The 20,351-nt window shown below is 73.0% G+C and carries 17 protein-coding genes; 13 read left to right on the forward strand and 4 right to left on the reverse strand.

The annotated features are described in order from the left end of the window. The 12 genes from ACIA79_RS25420 (at position 1) to ACIA79_RS25475 (ending at position 12,584) form a co-directional block, all read left to right on the forward strand. The gene (locus ACIA79_RS25420; protein WP_399430633.1) at positions 1-594 is read left to right on the forward strand and encodes a thiamine pyrophosphate-dependent enzyme; all 594 of its coding nucleotides are present in this window, start codon (positions 1-3) and stop codon (positions 592-594) included. Next, on the forward strand, positions 591-2,582 hold the full coding sequence (locus tag ACIA79_RS25425) for an alpha-hydroxy-acid oxidizing protein (protein WP_399430634.1): 1,992 nt from the start codon (positions 591-593) through the stop codon (positions 2,580-2,582). Before ACIA79_RS25420 ends, ACIA79_RS25425 begins: the two co-directional genes overlap by 4 nt. Next, the gene (locus ACIA79_RS25430) at positions 2,579-3,268 is read left to right on the forward strand and encodes a class I SAM-dependent methyltransferase (protein WP_399430635.1); all 690 of its coding nucleotides are present in this window, start codon (positions 2,579-2,581) and stop codon (positions 3,266-3,268) included. The genes ACIA79_RS25425 and ACIA79_RS25430 overlap by 4 nt, the downstream gene beginning before the upstream one ends. Further along, entirely contained in the window at positions 3,265-4,536 is a 1,272-nt protein-coding gene (locus ACIA79_RS25435) for an MFS transporter (RefSeq protein ID WP_399430636.1), read from the forward strand. Before ACIA79_RS25430 ends, ACIA79_RS25435 begins: the two co-directional genes overlap by 4 nt. Continuing rightward, positions 4,533-5,381: a hypothetical protein gene (locus ACIA79_RS25440; protein WP_399430637.1), complete on the forward strand. Its 849-nt coding sequence runs from the start codon at positions 4,533-4,535 to the stop codon at positions 5,379-5,381. The genes ACIA79_RS25435 and ACIA79_RS25440 overlap by 4 nt, the downstream gene beginning before the upstream one ends. A 2-nt stretch (positions 5,382-5,383) precedes the next feature. Continuing rightward, positions 5,384-6,247: a hypothetical protein gene (locus ACIA79_RS25445; RefSeq protein WP_399430638.1), complete on the forward strand. Its 864-nt coding sequence runs from the start codon at positions 5,384-5,386 to the stop codon at positions 6,245-6,247. 25 nt (positions 6,248-6,272) lie between these two features. Beyond that, positions 6,273-7,334 carry an amidohydrolase family protein gene (locus ACIA79_RS25450; protein ID WP_399430639.1) on the forward strand — a complete coding sequence of 354 codons (1,062 nt, stop codon included), beginning with the start codon at positions 6,273-6,275 and terminating at the stop codon, positions 7,332-7,334. Between the two features lie 17 nt (positions 7,335-7,351). Continuing rightward, positions 7,352-8,506 carry a hypothetical protein gene (locus tag ACIA79_RS25455; RefSeq protein WP_399430640.1) on the forward strand — a complete coding sequence of 385 codons (1,155 nt, stop codon included), beginning with the start codon at positions 7,352-7,354 and terminating at the stop codon, positions 8,504-8,506. Continuing rightward, entirely contained in the window at positions 8,499-9,731 is a 1,233-nt protein-coding gene (locus ACIA79_RS25460; RefSeq protein ID WP_399430641.1) for an ATP-grasp domain-containing protein, read from the forward strand. Before ACIA79_RS25455 ends, ACIA79_RS25460 begins: the two co-directional genes overlap by 8 nt. Beyond that, the gene (locus ACIA79_RS25465) at positions 9,728-10,501 is read left to right on the forward strand and encodes an inositol monophosphatase family protein (protein ID WP_399430642.1); all 774 of its coding nucleotides are present in this window, start codon (positions 9,728-9,730) and stop codon (positions 10,499-10,501) included. The genes ACIA79_RS25460 and ACIA79_RS25465 overlap by 4 nt, the downstream gene beginning before the upstream one ends. Beyond that, a complete protein-coding gene (locus tag ACIA79_RS25470; protein ID WP_399430643.1) occupies positions 10,498-11,736 on the forward strand; it encodes an ATP-dependent carboxylate-amine ligase in 1,239 nt (412 codons plus the stop codon). Before ACIA79_RS25465 ends, ACIA79_RS25470 begins: the two co-directional genes overlap by 4 nt. A gap of 68 nt (positions 11,737-11,804) precedes the next feature. After that, positions 11,805-12,584, forward strand: a complete 780-nt coding sequence (locus ACIA79_RS25475; RefSeq protein WP_399430644.1) for a metallophosphoesterase family protein — start codon at positions 11,805-11,807, stop codon at positions 12,582-12,584. Positions 12,585-12,721: 137 nt separating this feature from the next. Here the strand turns inward: ACIA79_RS25475 and ACIA79_RS25480 are convergent, their stop codons facing one another. The 4 genes from ACIA79_RS25480 to ACIA79_RS25495 are packed head-to-tail and all read right to left on the reverse strand — an operon-like array spanning position 12,722 to position 18,837. After that, entirely contained in the window at positions 12,722-15,241 is a 2,520-nt protein-coding gene (locus ACIA79_RS25480) for an acyl-CoA reductase (protein WP_399430645.1), read from the reverse strand. Next, a complete protein-coding gene (locus tag ACIA79_RS25485) occupies positions 15,238-16,386 on the reverse strand; it encodes an acyl-protein synthase (protein WP_399430646.1) in 1,149 nt (382 codons plus the stop codon). Before ACIA79_RS25485 ends, ACIA79_RS25480 begins: the two co-directional genes overlap by 4 nt. Beyond that, on the reverse strand, positions 16,383-17,519 hold the full coding sequence (locus ACIA79_RS25490; RefSeq protein ID WP_399430647.1) for a GNAT family N-acetyltransferase: 1,137 nt from the start codon (positions 17,517-17,519) through the stop codon (positions 16,383-16,385). Before ACIA79_RS25490 ends, ACIA79_RS25485 begins: the two co-directional genes overlap by 4 nt. Positions 17,520-17,565: 46 nt before the next feature. Beyond that, positions 17,566-18,837 (reverse strand): phenylacetate--CoA ligase family protein, encoded by a 1,272-nt coding sequence (locus ACIA79_RS25495; RefSeq protein ID WP_399430648.1) that lies wholly within the window; start codon positions 18,835-18,837, stop codon positions 17,566-17,568. A 642-nt stretch (positions 18,838-19,479) separates the two neighbouring features. Between ACIA79_RS25495 and ACIA79_RS25500 the strand changes: the two genes are divergently transcribed. Beyond that, a complete protein-coding gene (locus ACIA79_RS25500; protein WP_399430649.1) occupies positions 19,480-20,343 on the forward strand; it encodes an alpha/beta fold hydrolase in 864 nt (287 codons plus the stop codon). Positions 20,344-20,351: the final 8 nt, after the last annotated feature.

Genomic DNA, 20,351 nt, shown 5'->3' on the forward strand with positions numbered 1-20,351 from the left:
GTGCTGACCAGGGACGAGGCACTCGCCCGGATCGCCCGGGCGGCCGAAGCCGGCAAAGCGGCCGTGTTCATCGGCAACGGGCTCAACCCGCGCGCGCTCTACGCCCTGAAGGACCGCAGGGAGAACTTCTACATGATGGGCAGCATGGGGCTCGCGCTCCCCCTGGCCATCGGGTTCTCCCGGCGGGCCGGAAGCGCGGCCATGGCGGTGGAGGGTGACGGCAACGCCCTCATGGGACTCTCCGGGATGGCGCTCGCCCCGACGGCACGCGGAACGCTGGTCCACGTCGTTCTGGACAACGAGGTCTACGAGAGCACCGGTGGCCAGAGAACCCCCGCCCCGGGTTTCTCCTTCGTCACGGCGGCACGTGCCGCCGGGTACGCGACGGTGGTTTCCGTCACCGACGGCGGTGCCCTCTCCGCCGCGCTCGCCGAAGCGCTGGGCGGGCGGCGCACCGGCTTCATCCATGTGCGCACGGCCGCCGATTCCGGACCGCCGCCGCCCCGGGTGCCGTTCCACCCGGCTGAGATCACCCGCAGGTTCACCGCCAGTTTCCGCACGAGCGACACCGGCCGGAATGAGGTCGCCTTATGAGTGAGTTGCGCATCGGCATAGGTGTGCACAGCCCGATCACCGCACTGCTGGCGGAGGAAGCCGGCGCGGACGTCCTGTGGCTGGGGAGCCTGGAGATGTCCACCAGCCGCGGGGTCCCGGACCGCGAGATCCTGGAGCCGCACGAGATCGCCGGCATCATCCGGTCCGTGCGGGCCGCGACCACCCTGCCCATCTACGTCGACGCCGACACCGGCCGGGGCTCCGACGAGCTCGCCGTACTGGCGACCAAGCTCTACGAGGAGGCGGGTGCCGACGCCATCTGCGTCGAGGACAACCTCTTCCCCAAACGCAACTCGCTCGACGACCGGTTCGGCGGCCGGGAGCTCATGGATCCCGGGGTCTTCGCCGGCCGGATCTCCGCCATGGTGGCCGCCCGCCGCTCGATCCAGGTGATCGCGAGGACCGAGGCCCTGGTCGCCGGGCACGGGCCCGACGCGGCCGTCGACCGGTTGCGCCGCTACGCCGCCGCAGGCGCGGACGCCCTGTTCGCCCAGGCGAACCGGGCCAGCGCCGACCAGCTGCTGCCCGTCGTGGAGAAGGTCGCGCCGATCCGCCCCATGGTCCTGGCGCCCACCGTCCTGCCCGGGACCGATGCCGAGGCCTTCGCCGCGCACGGCCCGGTGACCGTGCTCTTCGCGAACGTCGTCATGCGCAGCCTGGTGGCGCAGACCTCCCGGGTGCTGCACGAGCTGATGGCCTCCCGGCGCCTGGACGCGGTCTCCTCGGAGCTGGCAAGCGTGGAGAGGCTGTTCGAACTCGCCGAGCGGAGCCACGTCCGCCAGGAGGAGCCGGCGCCCGCCCGCCCGGAGGCGGGCAACCGGCCGCACACGGCCCGCCGGCTCCCTCCCGAGCCCGAGTCGCTGACCGACGCGGCGACCGGGGCGGAAGCGGACCGGATCAGGGCCCGGGCCCTGATGACCGAGGCGGCCTTCGACTACTGCGCCGGCGGCGCCGGGGACGAAGCGGGGACGCGGCGCAACGTCGAGCGCCTGGACGCCCTGACCCTCACGCCCCGGGTCCTGCGTGACGTCTCGGAACGCAGCACCGGGATCGAACTGTTCGGGCAGCGGCTGGCCGCGCCGCTGCTCGTCACCCCGATGGGACTCCAGGCCCTGTGCCACCCGGAGGCCGAGCGCGCCACGGCCGCCGCGGCCACGTCGCTGGACCTCGGCTTCACCTTGTCCATGTTCGGTTCGCGCTCCGTCGAGGAGGTCGCGGACGTCGCCCCGGACTCGCTGTGGCAGCAGGTGTACCTGCTGCGCGAACGCGCTGTCAGCTGGTCGGTGGTGCGCAGGGCCGAGCAGGCCGGCGCGCGTGCGCTGGTGTGCACCGTGGACGTACCGCTGGTGGGCCGCCGCACGCGGGACGCGCGCAACGGGTTCCGGCGGTTCGACGCCGCGCCGCCGGCGCTCGTGCGGGACCCCTGCTTCGCCGACCTCCTGGAGCACCGCAGGCGCCACACGCCCTCCCTGACCGCCGAAGAGCTGCTGGCGGAGGTGTTCCCGGATCCCGCCGTGTCCTGGGACGACCTGGCGGAGCTGCGCTCACGCACCCGGCTCCCGCTGGTCGTCAAGGGCATCCTGCACCCGCAGGACGCCGTCCGTGCCGTGGACGCGGGGGCGGACGCGATCCAGGTGTCCACCCACGGCGGCCGCCAGTCGGACCGCCACGTGGCGGCTGTCGACGCGCTGCCGGGCGTGGTGGCGGCCGTCGGCGACCGCGTGCCGGTCCTGTTCGACTCCGGCGTCCGCAACGGAACGCACATCGCCTCCGCACTGGCTCTCGGAGCACGTGCCGTACTCGTCGGCAGGCCGGTGCTGTGGGGTCTCGCCGCAGGCGGCAGGGACGGGGTGGCCGGCGTGCTGCGGTCCCTCGTGGAAGAGCTGGACCACACGATGGCCCTGCTCGGGGCCTCCTCCGTCACCGACCTCGGCCGCGAACTCATCGACTCCCGGGAGCAGGCATGAAGCACACGCCCACGGACAGCACCACCGCGCACCGCCACTGGGACGAGGTGTGGAAGACCAGCGGGGGACGCGCCGACTGGTCCACGGTGGACCCCTGGGTCGCCGGCACCGTGGACCTGCTCCGCGAGCGCCGGGTCCGCAGGGTCCTCGACCTCGCCTGCGGCGTCGGCCGGCACGCCGTCTTCCTCGCCCGGTCCGGATTCGACACGTGGGCCGTGGACGCCAGTGCCACCGCCGTCGAGCACACCCGGGCGGCGGCCGGGGAAGCCGGTGTGGACGTCGACCTCCGGGTCGGTCCCATGGACCGGTTGCCCTACGAGGACGACCACTTCGACTACGTACTGGCGTACAACGCGATCTACCACGGCGACCGCGAGGCGGTACGGGCCACCGTCCGCGAGATCCACCGGGTCCTGAAGCCGGGCGGCCTGTACCAGGTGACGATGCTGTCACACCGCAACCACCACTTCGGCAAGGGTGTCGAAGTCGGTGAAGGAACGTTTGTGCAACCGGATGCGACCGACGACAAGGTCCACCCTCACCACTACTGCGACGCGGCCGGACTGATCTCCCTGCACCATCCCGCGGCGCTGCTCATGGCCCATGACCACGAGCACGCGGCAGCCGGATCGTTCCACTGGCACTGCCTGTTCGAGCTGTCCGGGGAGGCAGGGGGCAGCGCGTGACGCAAGGACGCCGGACGGCCCTGCTGGCACGCGTGGCGGACCGGCCCCAGTTCCAGCCGTTCCGCGACAGGAACTTCCGGCTCCTGTGGGCCGGGTTCGCCTTCTCGCTCCTCGGCGACGGCATGATGTTCGTCGCCCTGCCGTGGCTGGTGCTCTCGCTCAGCAACACCACCGCGGCCCTCGCCACCATCGGCGTCGTGATGGCGCTGACCGCCCTGCCCGTGGCGCTCGTCGCCGGAGCGTGCGTCAACCGGTACGGGGCACGGCTGGTGATGCTGACCGGCGACCTCGTGCGGGCGCTCGTCCTGGCGGCCATCGGCCTGCTGGGCATGCTCGACCTGCTCGCCACCTGGCACCTGCTCGTGGGACTGGCCGTGTTCTCCGCCGCCGAGGCGGCCTTCGTCCCGGCCTTCAACACCATGGTGCAGTCGTTGGTCCCCGCCGAGTACCTGGTCGGCGCCAACGCCGCCGACCAGGTCGTACGCCCCCTGATGTGGCGGCTCATCGGTCCGGTCGCGGGCGGCGCGCTGGTCGCCACGGCCGGCGCGGAATGGGTGTTCGTCCTCGACGGGGCCACCTTCGTCGTGTCGTTCGGCTTCCTGCTCGCGGTCGGGGCCGAGCGCCGGCCACAGGACCAGCAGACGGCCACCGGCCTGCTGGCGGACAGCGTCGACGGCCTGCGCTACCTCTGGGCGCACAAGTGGCTGCTGTACGCCTTCACCGCCGGCGCGGTGACCGTCGTCTGCGTCATGGGGCCGTGGAACGTCCTCGTCCCCTACGTGCTGCACAACGACATGGCCAGGGGCGCCGGCACCTACGGCCTCGTCCTGGCCGTCGGCGGGGTCGGGCAGATCGCCGGCGCGCTCGCCGTCGGCGGGAAGTCGCTCGGCGGGCGGTCACTGTTCTCGCTGTACCTCGCCTGGGGGGTGATGGCGGGCGGGCTGGTGGGCTTCACCTTCCACGCGTCGCTCCTGCCCGCGCTGATCGGCAGCTTCGTGATCAACGCCGCCCTCGCCGTCTCGGCGGTCCTGTGGGGCGCACTCCTGCAGACCGCCGTTCCCCGCGCCTTCGTGGCCCGCATGTTCGGCATCGACTGGGCGCTGTCCCAGGTGCTCGTGCCGATCTCGTACTCCGTCACGGGCGCCTTCGCGGGGGCGACCTCCACCAGCACCGCACTCCTCGTCGCCGCCCTGGGCGGCCTGGCAGGCGTGCCGGCCGTGCTGCTCATCCGGTCGGCCCGCCGGATACCGGAGATGAGGCACTCATGACCGACCACCTCGTGAACCTGCTGGCCCGGCGCTTTTGCTGGCCCCCCGGAAGCGGCGTCCTGCTCGCGGGATCCACCGCCGAAGGGGTGGCCATGCGCGGCTCCAACGTCAACGTGCTGGTGATCGACGCGCCGGCCGACTGGGCCCCACCGGCGGACGGCCCCCGGCAACCGGTGCTCCGTCCGATGAGCCTTGCCCGGAACTACCTGTACGAAGACGACCCGGTCATCACCCTCGACGTCCTGCGTCCCGAGCGGATGGCCGACCTGGCCGGCCTCGCCGAGGGCATGTCCCGCATCCGGGACCCGCTCACACCCGACCTCGAACTACCCGTCCTGGACATCCTGGAGATCCGGTTGCTCGCCCGGCTCCGCAGCGGCCGGATCGTGCACGGGGAACGGGTGGTGGCCGGCTGGCGGGAGCGGATGCGGCTGCGCTGGCTGCCCGCGTTCCACTGCGCCACCACGTACCTGACGGCGGTGCACTTCCGGCGGAAGGCGATGACCGCCCATGCCGACGGGATGCCGCTCGACGCCTCCGTACTGCTCCGCCTGGCGGTCGAGCACCTCCTCATCAGCGCCCTGGCCGCCGACGGACGCGTCCTGCACGAGGTGAAGAACCTCGGACGGAACGTCGACGCCGCCCGGTCCGCCGGCGCCCGGGGCCCGCGACTGCTCCGGGAGGCGGAAGACCTGCTCGGCCGGACCGCGAAGGCGGAGCCGGAGACCTTCGCGCTGATCGAGGAGTGCTCCGCCGACCTGCTGCACTGGCTTCCCTCCACCGCACACGGCCGGCCGGCCGCCGCGTACCTCGACGGCCGGATCCACGCCGCCCAGGGAGAGTGATCGTGACCACCCACAGCCTCACACCACCCGAGCTTCCCCCCGTCGTCCGGCAGGTCGCCGACGGCCTGGCCCGCCTTCCCACCGTACGGTCGCTCCGCGTCGGGGGCTCCCGCGCCCGGGGCAAACCCACCCGGCCCGACAGCGACTGGGACCTCCTCGCGTACGTCGACGAGCTCCCGGCCCCCGGCGAACTGCGCGCCCTGCTGCCGGCGGACCACGGCCCCGACGACCCGCTCGAATACGCCACCGCCAACGAGGGCCACCCCCTGCAGGAGGCGGAGCTCTCCATCCCCGCCTCGCCCAGGATCGACGTCTGCTTCCGCCCCCTGGCGCAGGTGAGGCGGGAGGAGGAACGGGCGGCCGCAGGGACGTTCACGCTGCACGCGTATCCCAAGACCGCGAGCGGCGTGCCGTCCTACATCCTCCTCAGCGAAGTGGCGCTCTCGGCGCCCGTGCACGGTGAACTCGCCCCTCCGCCCTGCCCGGCCGCGCTCGTCCGCACCGCCGTGCCGTGGTGGCGGGGGCGCGCCTCGTGCGCCCTGCTGCTGGCGGTCGACCACGCCGCGGCGGGGGAGGAGGTGGGGGCACTCGGGCACGTCCTCGCCGCGGCCACCTCCCTGGCCCACGCCAGGCTGATCGCCCGCGGCCACTGGTACCCCATCACCAAACGGCTCCTGAACGAGCCCGGAGCCCTCGACGACGGCGCCCGCCGCACCCTGGCCGGGCTCTCACCCCGGCAGCTGACCCCCGACCTGGTGCGGCGCGTCGCGGACGAGCTGGGACTCGACATGGCGGACGGGCTCGACTGGCTCGCCGGGGGAGAGCACCTGACGCCGGGCGCGGGCCGCGGCCGCACGCACACCTGATCCCACGAAGGAGACGGAGAGAACCGTGACGAACACCCACCTGTACGACTGCGACACCCACTTCACGGACCACCTGCCCGAGCTCTGGACGGACATCGGATTCCTCCCCGCCGAAGCCCCCGAGGTGGTCACCGAGGACCGGGTGACGCGCCTGCGCCTCGGCGACCGGCTCTTCCCCCGGCCGAGCGGCCCCGGTCACGGCAACCCCAAGGGCCTCGGTCACCTCATCGGCCCCGGGGAGGACGGGGACCGTGCCGACTTCATGACCAAGCACGGCATCGCGGCGGCCGTGCTCCAGCCCGGCTTCGTCGGCCTGTCGGTCCAGGCCGTCGCCGACCCGGAGACCCGCCTGCGGCTGCTCGACGGCTACAACCGGCTCGCATCGCGGTCCTGTGCCCGGTCCTCGCTCTCGCTGAAGTGGGCCTTCCTCGCGTCCGTCGAGGACCCCGGGTGGAGTGAGGAAACCCTGCGCCGGTACGCGGACGACCCGAACCTGGTCGGCGTGGTGGTCAGGCCGACCGGCCGCACCCCCTCCGTACGGCTCAACGACCCGGCGGTGACACCGCTGCTGGAGACGGCGGCCCGGCTCCGGCTGCCGCTGTTCGTCCACGGAGGCACCGGTTGCTACCAGTGGTCCCCCCTGGCCGAGGCGTACGAGGACTACGCCATGACGCACGCCTTCGGACACATGGGCGAGCACATGATCGCCCTCGCCGACCTCGTCACACGGCCCGACGGCCTGCCCGACGGCCTGAACGTGGTGATGCTGGAGTCCGGCATCGCCTGGATCCCCAGCGTGCTGGGACGCCTCACCAGCCACACGAAGCGGCTCTCCGGAGGAGCGGTGAACCCCACCGACATCTTCCGCGAGCACTTCGCCGTGGTGCCCGACCCGGGGGAGGAGCACGTGACCTGGGCGGTGCGCCAACTGGGCGCGGACTCCGTCCTGTTCGGCTCCGACTACCCGCACTGGGACACCGTCGAGGCCGACAGCTGGCTGGCCGGGTTCGCGGACCTCGCACCCCTCGACAAGCTGGCCGCCAACACCTCCCGGCTGGTTCCCCGCCTGACCGGGCAGCCGTCATGAACGAAGGGCGAGCGACGATGACACAGCACCACTCCCCCCGGGACGACGGCCGTCCCGTCCGCATCCTCGTCGTCGGCTGCGGCGACCTCGCGGTCCGCGTGCTGCACGGACTGGCCGGATCGGCCCAGCCCCGGCACCTGGGACTGCTCGGCCGTACGGAGGACACCGTCGTCCGTACGGCCAACATGGTCTCCCTCTCCGCCGCCCAGCTGGGCAGGGCCTGTCCGGTCGAACCCCTCGTCCGGGACCTCGACGACGTGGCCGGCACCGCGGAGGCCATCGCCGGGTTCGCCCCGGACATCATCTTCGCGGCGGCCAGCAGGCAGTCCTGGCACGTGATCTCCCAGCTCCCGGCCGACCGGTTCGCACGCCTCAGCGCCGCCCACTTCGGTCCGTGGCTGCCCATGCACCTGGAGCCGGTGCTCAAACTCATGAAGGCGGTACGGGCCGCCGGCAGCGACGCCACCGTGGTGAACGCGGCCTACCCGGACGCCGTGCACCCGGCCCTCCGCGGAGCCGGCCTGAGCCCCCGGCTGGGCATCGGCAACGTGGCGAACTCGGTGCCCGCGCTGGCGGCGATCGCCGCGGAGCACCTCGGCTGCGCACCGTCCGCCGTCCAGCCCCGCTTCGTGGCGCACCACTTCGTGAGCCACCGGATATCCCGCACCGGCGACAGCGGCGGCGCGGCCTTCGACCTGACCTTCCGGCGCGGGGCTGACGACGTCACCGCCGAGCTGCCGGTGGACACCCTGTTCCACCGGATGAGGACCGACTACCGCCGGACCGGCGGCCGGGAGGGGCAGATGATGACCGCCGCCTCGGCCCTCAGCGTGCTCGAACCACTCGCCACCGGCACCACCGCGACCATCCACGCACCCGGCTGGCACGGGCTGCCCGGCGGCTACCCGGTGCGCATCACCCCGGAGGGCACGGAACTCGACCTGCCGCCCGGGCTGAGCGAACGGGCCGCCGTGGAGATCAACGTCGACGGCCAGCGCCATGACGGGATCGCGCGCATCGAGGAGGACGGCCGGGTGGAATTCACCGAGGAGTCCGTGGAGATCATGCGCGCGGAACTCGGCTACCACTGCAAGGAACTCGCGCTGGCCGACGTCGAGGAAGCGGCCGTGGAACTGGCCGCCAGGTACGCGGAGTACTGCCGCGATGAGTGACCGGGTCAGGGAGGTCCTCGTCGTCGACCACATCGGGTACCGCTACTACCGGGACACCGACGGCCGCCCCTTCCTGCCGGCGGACCGCAACCGCGTACGGCTGATCACCGACATCCGCAAGGTCGATCAGGCCCGCGGAGACGAGCTCGCCGCGGTCGTCGGCGTCCCGCGCGGTGACGGCGCCCTGCTCGACGCCGCGGCACTCTTCCACCACACCGCCTCCGGACGCTCCCTGGAGGGAGTGGTCGCCCTCAGCGAGGGCCTCCTGCTCACCGCCGGCGGACTGCGGGACCGCTTGGGCGTCCCGGGACCCACGGAGCAGCAGGTCCTGCGCTACCGCGACAAGGTGACGATGAAGGAGCACCTGCGGGAGCACGGCATACGCGTCCCCGACTTCGCGCCCTTCACCGAGGCGGACGCCGAGCGGCTGCTGCGCCGGCACGGCCGTGTGGTGGTCAAACCCCGCCGGGGGGAGAGCTCCGCCGACATCACCTTCCTCGACGGCGCGGACGCCCTGCACCGGCTCCTCGCCTCGGCGCGGGAGGACCTGACCGGATACGAGGTCGAGGAACGCATCGGCGGCCGGCTCTTCCACATCGACAGCGTGGTCCGCGACGGGGTGCCGCTCGCCGCCACAGCCGGGCGCAGCGTGCAGGACACGACGTCCTACCGCCGTCTGGAAGCCTTCCGCGACGTCGCCGTCGGTCCCGGCAGGACGCTGGACCGGCTCCTGCGGTTCAACCGCGACGTGCTGGCCTGCTACCCCGACTTCAGCGGAGTCACCCATCTCGAAGTGTTCCTCGACGACGACGAGGTGTGCTTCTGCGAGATCGGCGGCCGGCCCGGCGGCGGGGGCATCATCCCCGGCTTCCGTTCGCGTACGGGCGTCAACCTCGACGAAGTGACCATCCGGGCCCAGCTGGGCGACGAGATCGTCCGCCCCGCACCCCCGGCGGCGCACCTGACCGGCTACGCCCTGGTCTACGCCCCTGCCGGACGGCTGGAGACCGACCTGACACCGCCGGACGCCGACTGGATCATCGACACACAACTGCGCTTCCGGGTCGGCGACCTCATGCCCGAGCCGGCCGGCTGGAACCAGGCGGCGGCGACCGTGACCGTACGCGGGGACACCGAGACCGAGGTCGAGTCCCGGCTCGACCAGGTGATCGAACTGCTGGAGGACCGGCTGCGCGGCACGGGCCGGGCGGGGGGACGACCGTGACGGAGATCGAGACGCTCGCGATCACGATGGCCCGGCAGGCGGCGGCGGAGATCAACGCCGTGGCCCGCCGGACCTACCGGATCAGACAGAAGACGGGCGCGCACGACCTGCTGACGGAAGCGGACCTGCGGGCCGAATCCGTCATCACCGGCCGGCTGCGGCAAGCCCGGCCCGGAGACGCCGTCATCGCCGAGGAATCCGGGTACCGCGCCGGTCACACCGGTGTGACCTGGATCGTCGACCCGCTCGACGGCACCGCCAACTTCGTCCGCGCATCGCCCCACTACGCGGTGAGCGTCGCGGCGGTGTCCGGCACCCGGAGCCTGGCCGCCGCCATCGTCCGGCCGGCCGACGGGCAGTGGATGGCCCTGCTCGACGGCTCGCCGGACGGTCACTGCACGGATGCCCCGCCCCTCGCGGGTGACGCCGCGCGGGTGGCCGTCGCCCTGCCCTACGGAGCCGAGGAACTCGACGAAGCACACGCGATCCTCGGCCTGGTCGGCCGGCGGTACGAAGTGGCCCGGACCGGCTCGGCCGCGTGCGACCTCCTCCGCGTCGCGACCGGCGCGCTGCACGCCCACATCGCGGTGTCACTTCCCTGGTGGGACACGGCGGCGGGCCACGCCCTGGTCCGGGCGCGGGGCGGCACGGTCCTGCACCGGCGGTCCCGGCGGCACACGAGGATCGACATCTCGGGCAGGCCCGACGTGGTCCATGACCTGGCGCGCCTGCTGGCCGAACACCACAAGCTGAGTGGGGGCGGGCGATGACGGCCCCCGCCCCCGGCACCCGGAGCGACCGCCCCGTACTGGCGCTGGTGCTGAGCCGCCGCCGCCGGTTCACGCGTCACGTCCTGGACCGGCCGGACATCGACACCGTCCTGCTGCGCCCGTCCGGCTCACCGGTCGGCGCGCCGGACGACCGGCCCGTCTTCGTCCTGCACGAGGACGCGCCGCCGGCCCGGGAGGCGGCCCGTTTCCGGGCGTGGCGCGCGCAACTCGGCCTGCAGCCGGCGTACTTCTGCAACCCGGACGAGGCGGCGCAGCCTTCGGCGCACCGGTTCGCCGCGGCCGCCGGGCTGCCCCACCTCTCACCGGAGCAGGTCCGCCGGGCCACGGACAAGACGGCGATGAAGGAGCTGTTCGCCGACGCGGGCCTGCCGGCCGCGCGGTTCCGGGTCGTCACCTCGGCGGCGGAGGTGGCGGACTTCGCGGCGGGCCACGGATGGCCGGTCGTCGTCAAGCCCGCCCTCTCCGGGTCCTCCGTGGACACCTGGAAGGTCCGTCCCGGCGACCTCGCCGCCATCGACCGGACACTCAGGAGCCGGCCGGAGCGGACGTGGATCGTCGAGGAGTACGTACGGGGGACCGAGCACCAGCTGTGTGCCCTGCTGCACGCCGGTGACGTGCTGGACGCGTTCATCGCCGTCAACCCCGCACCCATGCTGGACACTCTCAGCGGAGCCATGAACGCCGACATCACCCTGGCACCGCACGAACGGGAACCCCTCGACGGGCGCGAGGTCGCACGGCGCGTCGCGCACGCGCTCGGCTACCGCGACGGGTACCTGCACGCGGAGTTCTTCCTGCGGCCGGACGGTTCGTTCGTCATGGGCGAGATCGCCGCACGGCTGAGCGGAGCAGCACTGCCGGACAACCACGGCCTGTCCCGCGGCTTCGACATGATGGCCGCCGTCGCGGACCTGTACGTGGGGCGCCGCCCGGCCCTGGCGTACACCCTGGCGCGCTCGGTGGGCGACCTGCTCCTGCCGGCCCGCCGGGGCATCGTCTCGAAGATCTCGCCCTTGGAGGAACTCCTGGCCCTCCCGGGGGTGATCTCCGGTGAACTCACCGCGTCCGCGGGTGATCGCCTCGACCCCCCACGCGCGTCGAACGCGTGTGTAGGCCATGTGCACATCGAGGGGGAGGACTCCGACGTCGTCCTGAAGCGCATGACCGATGTGCTGTCGGCCTTCACACTGGAAGTGACCGACGAAGTCCACTGAGTCCGCCTCGTCCTCCCGCCGTCCGGCGCACGGCCGGCGGAGCTCGTGATCCCACGGAAAGGCCCCCCATGGTTGCAAGCGTCGCTGTTCTGTCCGACATCCACGGCGTGCTGCCCGCGCTCGAAGCGGTGCTGGCCGAGCCCGACGTCATGACCGCCGACCTGATCGTCGTCACCGGGGACCACGCGGCCGGCCCCCAGCCCGTGGAGGTGCTCGACCGGCTGCGGGCCCTGGGCGACAGGGCCGTGCTGGTGCGGGGCAACTCGGACCGCGAACTGGTGGCGATGGCCCGGGGGGAGTGGCCGGCCGACGACGAGGCGTGGGAGATCGACCTGTGGGCGGCCCGGCAGCTCGGCCCCCAGGACGTGGAGCTGCTGGCGGGTCTCCCGCATCCGGTGACCCTCGAGGTCGACGGCTTCGGCAAGGTGGTCTTCTGCCACGGCACCCCGCGTGACGACGACGAGGTAGTCCTGGTGGACACCCGCCTGGAGCGCTGGGAGGAAGTCTTCGCCGGGCTCCCGGACGACGTGCGGACCGTGGTGTGCGGGCACACCCACATGCCGTTCATGCGGCTCGTCGACGAGCGGCTCGTGATCAACGCGGGCAGCATCGGCATGCCGTACGGGCGGACCGGCAGCCCCTGGGTGCTGTTGCGGGACGGCCACGTCCATCTGGGCCACACCCCGTACGACGTCGACAGCGCCGTCGAACACGTGGTGAAGGGGTCCGGCTACCACGACTGCCGTTCCTGGGCGGAGCACTACCTCCGGGCGATCACGACGGACGCCGAGGCGGTACGGACGTTCGGCCCACGGGACGGCCGCCCGGCGGCGACGCCGCGGGCCTAGACCCTGTCGGCGCCCCGGCAGCCCCGCCCGGCCGGACCACGGTTCCGGGGCACCGTCGGGCAGACGGCCCGGCGCCCCGCCCGCCCCGCGTCACGCGGGGGAGCGGGGCCTGCCGGGACGCGCGCCGTGCCCGCCCGCTACCCCCGCGTGTCCACCACCGAGCGCAGCTTGCCGCTCCTCGGGCTGCGGTCCAGTGCCGCGCCGTCCACCGCCTCGACCGACAGGTCGAGCAGCCGCTCCTCCACGGCCGTGCGCAGCTCCGGGTAGCCGCTCAGCAGGACCGCCCGCAGCCCTTCGGGATCGGGCGCGCAGGACCGCTCCACGCGGACGGTGAGCCGTTCGCGCGCGTCCTGCCCGGCGAGCACGATCTGCAGTTCGCCCCGGTAGCCGCCTTCTTCCCCGGCGAGGGTCACGAAGCGCCGGTGGTCGAGGAAGTACGTGGCGACCCGCATCACGTCACCCAGCCGCCCGCGCAGCTCGAAGCGCGGGGCGTGGCTGCCGCAGGGGCAGCGTCCGGGAACGGCGCGGCCGAGGTCGCCGATGACGTACCGGCCCAGGTCCTGGCCGCGCCGGGCATGGGTGCTGAAGACCAGTCGGCCCGTCTCGCCGGGCGGCACCGGCCGGTCCGAGTCGAGCGCCAGGATCTCCATGGTGTGCAGGTCGGCGTGGAGGTGGTGCACGCCGCCGGTGCTCTCCGTGCACTGGTAGCCGAGCGGGCCGAGATCGGTGCTGCCGTACGTCAGCGAACGGACGACGTCGACGCCGAAGGTCTCCCGCAGCGTGCGCCGCTGCGCGTCGGTGAAGTGCTCGCCGCCGTAGAAGATCTTGCGGATGCCGCCGTAGGAGCGCAGCGCGTCCGCCTGGTCGTGCAGCAGCTGCCACAGGTACGACGGCATCCCGAAGAGCGTGTCCGCCCGGTGGGCGATCAGCGCCTCGGCCGTCGCCCGGTGGTCGGGGCCCGCCGCAAGCGGCAGCTGGACGCCGCCGAGCCGCTCCAGGATGGAGAAGAAGCTGATGAAACTGCCGTACATGCCGCCGCAGTAGAAGAGGTTCGCCGTCCGGTCGCGCACCGGGTCGTAACCCGCGGCGAGCAGACCGCGGGCGGCGGCGTGCATCTGCGTGTCGTAGTCGTCGTAGCTGAACAGCGACAGGGCGGGCAGGCCGGTGGTGCCGCCGCTGCGGAAGTACAGCTCGGCGTCCTCCCGCGCGACGTGACGCCCGCGCTCCTGCGCCTCCTCCTTGCCGACCAGGGGCCCCGAGGGCGGCGGGAGGACGACGGGCCTGGCCAGGTCGTCCAGGCAGGCGGTGGTGGCGAACCGCTCGTCGGCCCGTACCGCCACGCGGCGGCTGTAGCGCTGCAGGGCGTACACCCCGTCGTGCGGTTCACCCGAGTAGCTCGCGTGCATGGAGCCGAGGGGCGTGACGCGTGTGACCCCGGCGGCCAGTGCGAGACGGGAGAGCTCGGCGACATCACCGCGACCGCCCGCCAGACCCATGGTCTGCAGGTACCGGCGCATCGGTCGCAGCGTGCCGATCAGCCGCTTGCGCGGCAGTGGCTTGACCCACACGCTGCGGTGCAGCGGCGAGGCGGTGAGGGCGGGCCGGGTGTCGGCCATGACCCGCCACGAGCCGTCCGGCGCGGCGAACACGCGGGTCAGCCCGAGGTGTTCCTCCAGCCGGGCGAGCAGCTCCGTGGTGCTCAGTTCCGCCTCCTCGGCGAGGTCCGGAGCATGATCGGCCGGGGCCGGCTCCCGCGCCGCCAGCACCGCGGCGAAACGCTCCGCGAACGCGAACAGCTCCGCGTCGTCCTCCGTGTCGAGGTAGACCACCTGCGGACTGGCGCACGCCTGCTGCTCGTACAGGCAGACGTCGTCCGCCAGCGCGTCGAGCGTGCCGGCATCGCCCCAGGCTTCCCGCGTGAGGTAGGCGAAGGAGATGCGGTGCCCCCACTCCACCAGCCGGCAGCCCGGAGGCACATGGGCCGCGACGCCCTCCACCGCGCTCTCGCCGCCCCAGACGGCGACCGCGTCGGCCGGCGCGCACATCAGACGCAGCCACTCCTGCCGCGCGGACGGGAAGCGCAGCACGATGACACGGGCGGCCACGGCGCCGCTCGGGTCCAGCGCGGCCAGCTCGGCCAGCAGGTGCTGGGCGAGCAGCGTGTCACCGCCGCTGGTCTTCAGGACATTGACGTTCCCGGCGAGCAGGCCCTCGACGACGCCGAGCGGTGCGACGGTCGCGGCGTTGCCCGGCGCGATGTGCGCGACCAGTCCGACGGGCGCCCACGCCTCGTACACCGTTTCCCGCGCGTCGGGACGGTTCAGCCGGTGCGGCGCGGCACCGCCGAGCTCACGGCGGAGCTTGCGCGTCAGCTCCCGCCGGCTGAGGGCGCCGGCGATCTCGGCGAGCACCGCCGCACCCTCGCCCTCGGGCAGATGGGGCGCGAGCCGGGCGTGCACCGGGTGCACCGGATCCGCGAGGGCGGTGGCCAGGGCGTCGCACGCGCCGAGCAGGGCCTCCGTCTCCAGCGGCGTGCCGAGCGCGTCCTCGACCGTCCCCGCGAGGTCCGCCAGCCGTCGCCCGGCCTCCTCGTCGTCGATGAAAGCGCCCTGCCAGTAGTGGTGTGCGTCGGCGCGGTGCGGCTGCACGGTCGTCATGACATCCCCTTCATCAGTTCGGCGGCGGCCACCGCACAGCTCCGGTTGCGGCTCACTCCGGCACGGCCGTGCACGGTGAACCAGTCGGTGGTCAGCTCGCACCCGCACGCCTCCCCGGGCTGCGCCGAGGCGAGGTCGCCCATGACGACGCTCTGGGCCGGTACGGAGGTGATGTAGGGCGACACGAGGTGCAGGTAGCCCGTCTCCCCGTACGGCAGCGGCTCGAGCGTCCGCGTGGAACGGATGGTCACCCGTGACCAGACCGGTGCGTGCAGGCGGTGGTGGTCGCACTCGATGTACGGGATGCAGTGCTCGACGGAGCCGAACGTGTCGCGGATCCGTTCCCCCGGGATGCCCAGCTGCTCGCTGACGCGGGCGTACAGCTCCTCCTTGCCGATGCGCCGGTCCGCATGGCCCTTCCAGCCGCCGCCCAGCACCACGAGCGAACCCTCGGGCAGCCGCAGCGGCGGCAGGCCCATGGCCCGCATCCGCTCCAGGGTGAAGAAGAGGAAGGCGGGGAAGCCGAGGATGCGGACCGGCGCGCCGTCCCGCTCGAAGCGCTGCAGCGCCGCCACGCACCCGAAGGGGTCGAACTCGTGCTCCTTGCCGGTGTTGCGCAGCGCGTACGCGACCGAGCGGGCGGGCGCGAAGTCGCAGAGGTAGTTGTCGGTGAAGGCGGTGCCGAGGTTGAGGGCGGGCGCCGGCTCGTAGCTGTACAGGAGGTAGTTGACCTCCTGGTCCGGGGTGATCCACCCGTTGCGCTCGAAGATCCGCGCCACCATGCGCTGCGCCGCGCGGATGGTCCACCGGTCGAAGAACATCTGCGACTTCTGGCCGGTGGTGCCCGAGGACGTCAGGTGCAGGTCCACGCGGTCGCGCGGGATGGACAGCACCTCGTGGCGCTTGAAGAAACCGGCGTGCACCAGCGGCGTCCGGTACGGCAGCGCCGGTGGTGTCGCCTCGTACAACGAGCGGAAGAACGGCGACCGTTCGGCGTGCCAGGCGTTGATCTCCGCCATGGCCGCGGCGAACAGCCCGTCCTCGGCGGGACCGTGGGCGTAGGGGTCGGCCAGGTCGCACAGCCGCTGCACGTGCGGCAGGAGGGCCGGGTCGGGGACCTCGACCGGGGCGAGATGAGGGTTCATGAGGCAACCTCGAAAGGGGGCAGGTGGGCCGACGCCCAGGCCGACAGGTAGCAGTCCAGGTACGGCTGGAGCGGCGGCTCGACGACGACGTCACGGAAGTCGATCCGCTCCGTGGAACGGGACAGCACGGCGTAGTCGTGGAAGCCGTCCCCCTCCCGCCGCATCGCCGGGTACAGCGCACCGGCCACGAACCCCTGGGCGAGGAAGGCCGAGAGCGCCTCGTGGTGCGCCAGCGGCACCAGCGCCTCGACGTACCCGGCGCCGGCCCTGGTCAGGGTCCGGGTGACGGGTTCCAGGTACGCGGCCGCGGCGGCCGGATCGGGATGGGCGGCGACGAGCGAGCAGTAGCGGCCGGTGCGGTTGAGGTAGGCGTACACCTCGAACCGCCCGTCCTCCGGCGTGAGCAGTACGTTGGGCGTGTGCAGCGGGTAGAACCAGCGCTCCGCGTCCGGGAACCGCTCGCGGAAGCGCCGGCGCACGAAGGCGGGCGCCTCGATCGTCTCCAGCTGCTCGGTCGAACCCTCCCCGGCCGCACGGGCCGGGGCCACCGCGCGCGTGCCGTCGAAACGCATGCCCAGCGAGCGCTCGACGGTCCGCAGGAGCGGGAGCAGCGGCGCGGGCACCTCGCGCACCGGATGGCGGCGCTCCAGCACCCCGGGGCGGTGGCGCGCGTAGAGCGCGAGGCTCTCACGGCTGCTCAGATCCACCGCGTTGGGCAGGACGCCGAGCGGGCGGAAGCCGTTGCGCGCGACGACGCGCTGCGGGCCGGGGCTGACGGTGCGCACCGTGGCGTACACCGAGTCCAGCCGTCCCGCCGCCAGCGTCCCGGCGCACAGCTTTTCGGTGAGGAGGGCGGCCAGGCCCCCGGACCGGTGGTCGGGGTGCACGGCGAGCCCTTCCAGCCGGCCGACCCGCCCGCCCGGTTCCCCGCGGACGGCGGCCGACGCGGCCAGCGCGCCGGTGTCCGGGCAGCGGGCGACGAGCCACAGCGTGTGCGGGTCCTCGATGAGCCGGGCCATCGCCACCGGGTCGGTGCCCAGGGCGACGGGGTAGTGGGGCCCGTAGACGGCGTAGTACAGCTGGCGCAGTTCGGCGATGTCGGCGCCGTGCGCGGGTGCGATCACCGCGTTCACCGTCCGCCTCCCGACGGCGAGCCCGGGGGGTCCGCGCGGTGGCCGCTCATGTCGTCGGCCTCTCGTCGAGCACGCGGACGAGCTTGCCCGTACGCGCGTTGACGGCGAGGTCACGGTGGCGCGCCCACTCGACGGCGAGCGGGTGCACGAAGCCGGCGCGGACGCTGTCCGGGTACAGCGGCCGGGCCTTCTCCAACCGTGCCGTGATCGTCCCGGCGAGCTCCTCCAGGCCGGCCGGGTCGTCGTCGCCCGGGGCGGTGGCCAGGCGCAGGACCAGCCCGTCCCGGCCGTCCCAGCGGCGTACGACCAACTGCATGCCGATGACGCGGCCGGTGGTGTCCGCGTCGGCCACGGCGTCCTGCGCGTCGCGCGCGTAGAGGGACACGGGCCCCACCCGTACGCCCTCCTCGGCGCGGCCGAGGATGCGGAAGTGGCCGGCTTCGGTGTCGGTCCACTCGGCGCGGTCGCCGGCCGGGTAGCGGATGACGGGCATGAGGCGGCGGAAGAGGCTGGTCACGACGACCCGCCCGGGACGCCCCGGTTCGGTGACGGGTTCGTCCGTCGCGTCGTCGAGGATCTCGACGACCGAGTACGGTGCGAACGCCCGGTGCACCCGCGGGTCAGGGCCCGGCACGGGGCGCCCGAGCAGGCCGGCGTCGACGCTGGCGTAACCGACGGACCGCGCCGCGGCGTTGGGGAACGCGGCGGCCAGCAGCCGCCGCTGGTCGGCGAAGAGCGCCTCGCCGCCGAAGAGCACCAGCTCCACGTCGTCCAGCCGCAGACCGGCCGCGATCAGGTGCTCGGCCAGCCGGCACAGGGTGGTCGGCGTGCCCGCCACGACCTGGGCCGCGAAGTCCCGCAGCGTGGGGACCGTCGACTCCAGCGGTGCCGCGCCGCCGATCGGCAGACGGACGTTGTCGACGGGGCAGTGGGCGAGCGCATCCAGGACGAACAGGAAGCTGGCGTAGAGCTCACCGGCGTAGAACAGGTCCGCGACCCGGTGCCCCGGGCGCAGTCCTGCGTCCACGAGCCCGTGACCGAAGGCGGTCACGAAGGTGCGCCACTCGTCACGGGTGTAGACGGAGAACTTGGGTGCGCCGGTCGTCCCGCCGGTCTGGTAGACGGTCGCCTCGCTGAGCGGACCGGTCAGTACACGGTTGCCGTGGCGGGTGTTGGCCGCCCAGAACGCCTCCTGGTCGACGACCGGCAGGTCGGTGAGGCGATGGGCGTCCGGCGGAAGGGAGGCGTAGAGCTCCCGGTAGAAGGGCGAGTTGTGACGGGCGAAACGTATGAGGTCCGATAGCTGATGGGCGGACATGCGGCCTTTGCCTAGGTGAAGGTGTCTGGGTGGGAGTCACCGCGGCGGGGCGAGCCCACGAACTCGCCGCCGGCGGGATCGAGCGTTGTGCGGGGGAGACTCCGGATCCCCCGCTCCCGTGGCGCGCCGACATCTGACGCGCAGTCATGATGATGAATCATTCGTCGGCTCATCGCAAAATTGACGGCAATTATTTCGCTATGGGTGGCTGAAACAAGAGTTGTTACGGAATCAACCATTCCGATCATTCTTCTGCCGATTCGGGAACGCGTGCCGCGACCCCCGTGCTGGAGGCGACCTGCGCGGCACCGGCCGCGTCCGCCCGGGCCGCGGTCCACGAGGTGTCACCGCCGAAGGCACCGGCCGGTGCGGAGGCCGCCACGGACGGCCGGAGGGGACGGCGGGACGCTCTCATGGCGCGGCGCCTCGGCCCTCGCCTCCATGGCGCCGCCCGGCCCGTTCCGGTGCTGCGTCCCTGTCGCACCGCCCGCTGCCGCCGAGCCACCGCCGCCGGGCTGAGGGATGCGCGGCTCGGCCGGGCAGGTGGATCATCGTGTTTTATGCTGGGCCGACGTGACCCGTCAGAGGCGGAAGCCGGCGATGCGTGCGGCGCAGGGGGCGATACGGATCATGGATTACGGCGTGAGGGAGCCGGCTCGGCTCGGGCGGACCCGGCTGCCGGACGGCAGGTACCTGGGCTGGGCGGAGTGGGGGCCGGCCGACGGCACTCCCGTGCTGCTGTGCCCGGGGGCGGCGACCAGCAGGTGGCTCGCTTTCGGCGGCGATGCCGTCGATACATTCGGGGTCCGGCTCGTCAGCGTGGACCGGCCCGGCCTGGGAGCCTCCGACCCGGCCCCCGGCCGCACCCTGTCCAGCTGGGCCACCGACCTGCGGCACCTCATCCAGGACCGGGTCCTGCACGCGCCGTCGGTGGTGGGGTTCTCGCAGGGGGCTCCGTTTGCCCTCGCCCTGGCGGCGGACGGTCTGGTGAAAGCCGTCGCGGTGGTGTCGGGCAGCGACGAACTCGCCCATCCTCGCTTCGCCCACTCACTGACCCCGCAGGTGAGAGCCATGGTGGACGCCGTCGCGGCCGACCCCGACGCCGCTACGGCCTCCTTCGCGGACTTCGGCAGCGCCGACGCACTGTGGGATCTGGTCATCACGACGAGCCCCGAGGCCGACCGCGCGGTCTACACCGACCCGGTCTTCCGGCAAGCCTTCCGGCGCGCGATGGACGAGGCCTTCAGCCAGGGCCCGGCGGGCTACGCCCGCGACACCGTTCTCGCCATGGCCCGCTGGCCGTTCGACCTCGCCGGCATCACCGTCCCGATCGACCTCTGGTACGGGCAGCACGACACCAGCCCGGTCCACTCTCCCGACCTCGGCGCATCGCTGGTGGGGATGCTCCCGACGGCAACCCGGCATCTGCTCCCCGACGCAGCGGGCTCCCTGCTCTGGACACACACGGAAGCCGTCCTGCGCACCCTGCTCGACCACGCGCGCTGACGGCGGCG

The organism is Streptomyces sp. NPDC051310 (genome assembly GCF_044455245.1).
Classification (GTDB): Bacteria; Actinomycetota; Actinomycetes; order Streptomycetales; family Streptomycetaceae; genus Streptomyces.

Bases quoted from the DNA above. Each gene is read 5' to 3' on its own strand.
- ACIA79_RS25425 (WP_399430634.1), top strand. From the start codon at position 591: ATGAGTGAGTTGCGCATCGGCATAGGTGTGCACAGCCCGATCACCGCA.
- ACIA79_RS25470 (WP_399430643.1), top strand. From the start codon at position 10,498: ATGACGGCCCCCGCCCCCGGCACCCGGAGCGACCGCCCCGTACTGGCG.
- ACIA79_RS25495 (WP_399430648.1), bottom strand. From the start codon at position 18,837: ATGTCCGCCCATCAGCTATCGGACCTCATACGTTTCGCCCGTCACAAC.
- ACIA79_RS25485 (WP_399430646.1), bottom strand. From the start codon at position 16,386: ATGAACCCTCATCTCGCCCCGGTCGAGGTCCCCGACCCGGCCCTCCTG.
- ACIA79_RS25480 (WP_399430645.1), bottom strand. From the start codon at position 15,241: ATGACGACCGTGCAGCCGCACCGCGCCGACGCACACCACTACTGGCAG.
- ACIA79_RS25475 (WP_399430644.1), top strand. From the start codon at position 11,805: ATGGTTGCAAGCGTCGCTGTTCTGTCCGACATCCACGGCGTGCTGCCC.
- ACIA79_RS25460 (WP_399430641.1), top strand. From the start codon at position 8,499: ATGAGTGACCGGGTCAGGGAGGTCCTCGTCGTCGACCACATCGGGTAC.
- ACIA79_RS25440 (WP_399430637.1), top strand. From the start codon at position 4,533: ATGACCGACCACCTCGTGAACCTGCTGGCCCGGCGCTTTTGCTGGCCC.
- ACIA79_RS25430 (WP_399430635.1), top strand. From the start codon at position 2,579: ATGAAGCACACGCCCACGGACAGCACCACCGCGCACCGCCACTGGGAC.
- ACIA79_RS25455 (WP_399430640.1), top strand. From the start codon at position 7,352: ATGACACAGCACCACTCCCCCCGGGACGACGGCCGTCCCGTCCGCATC.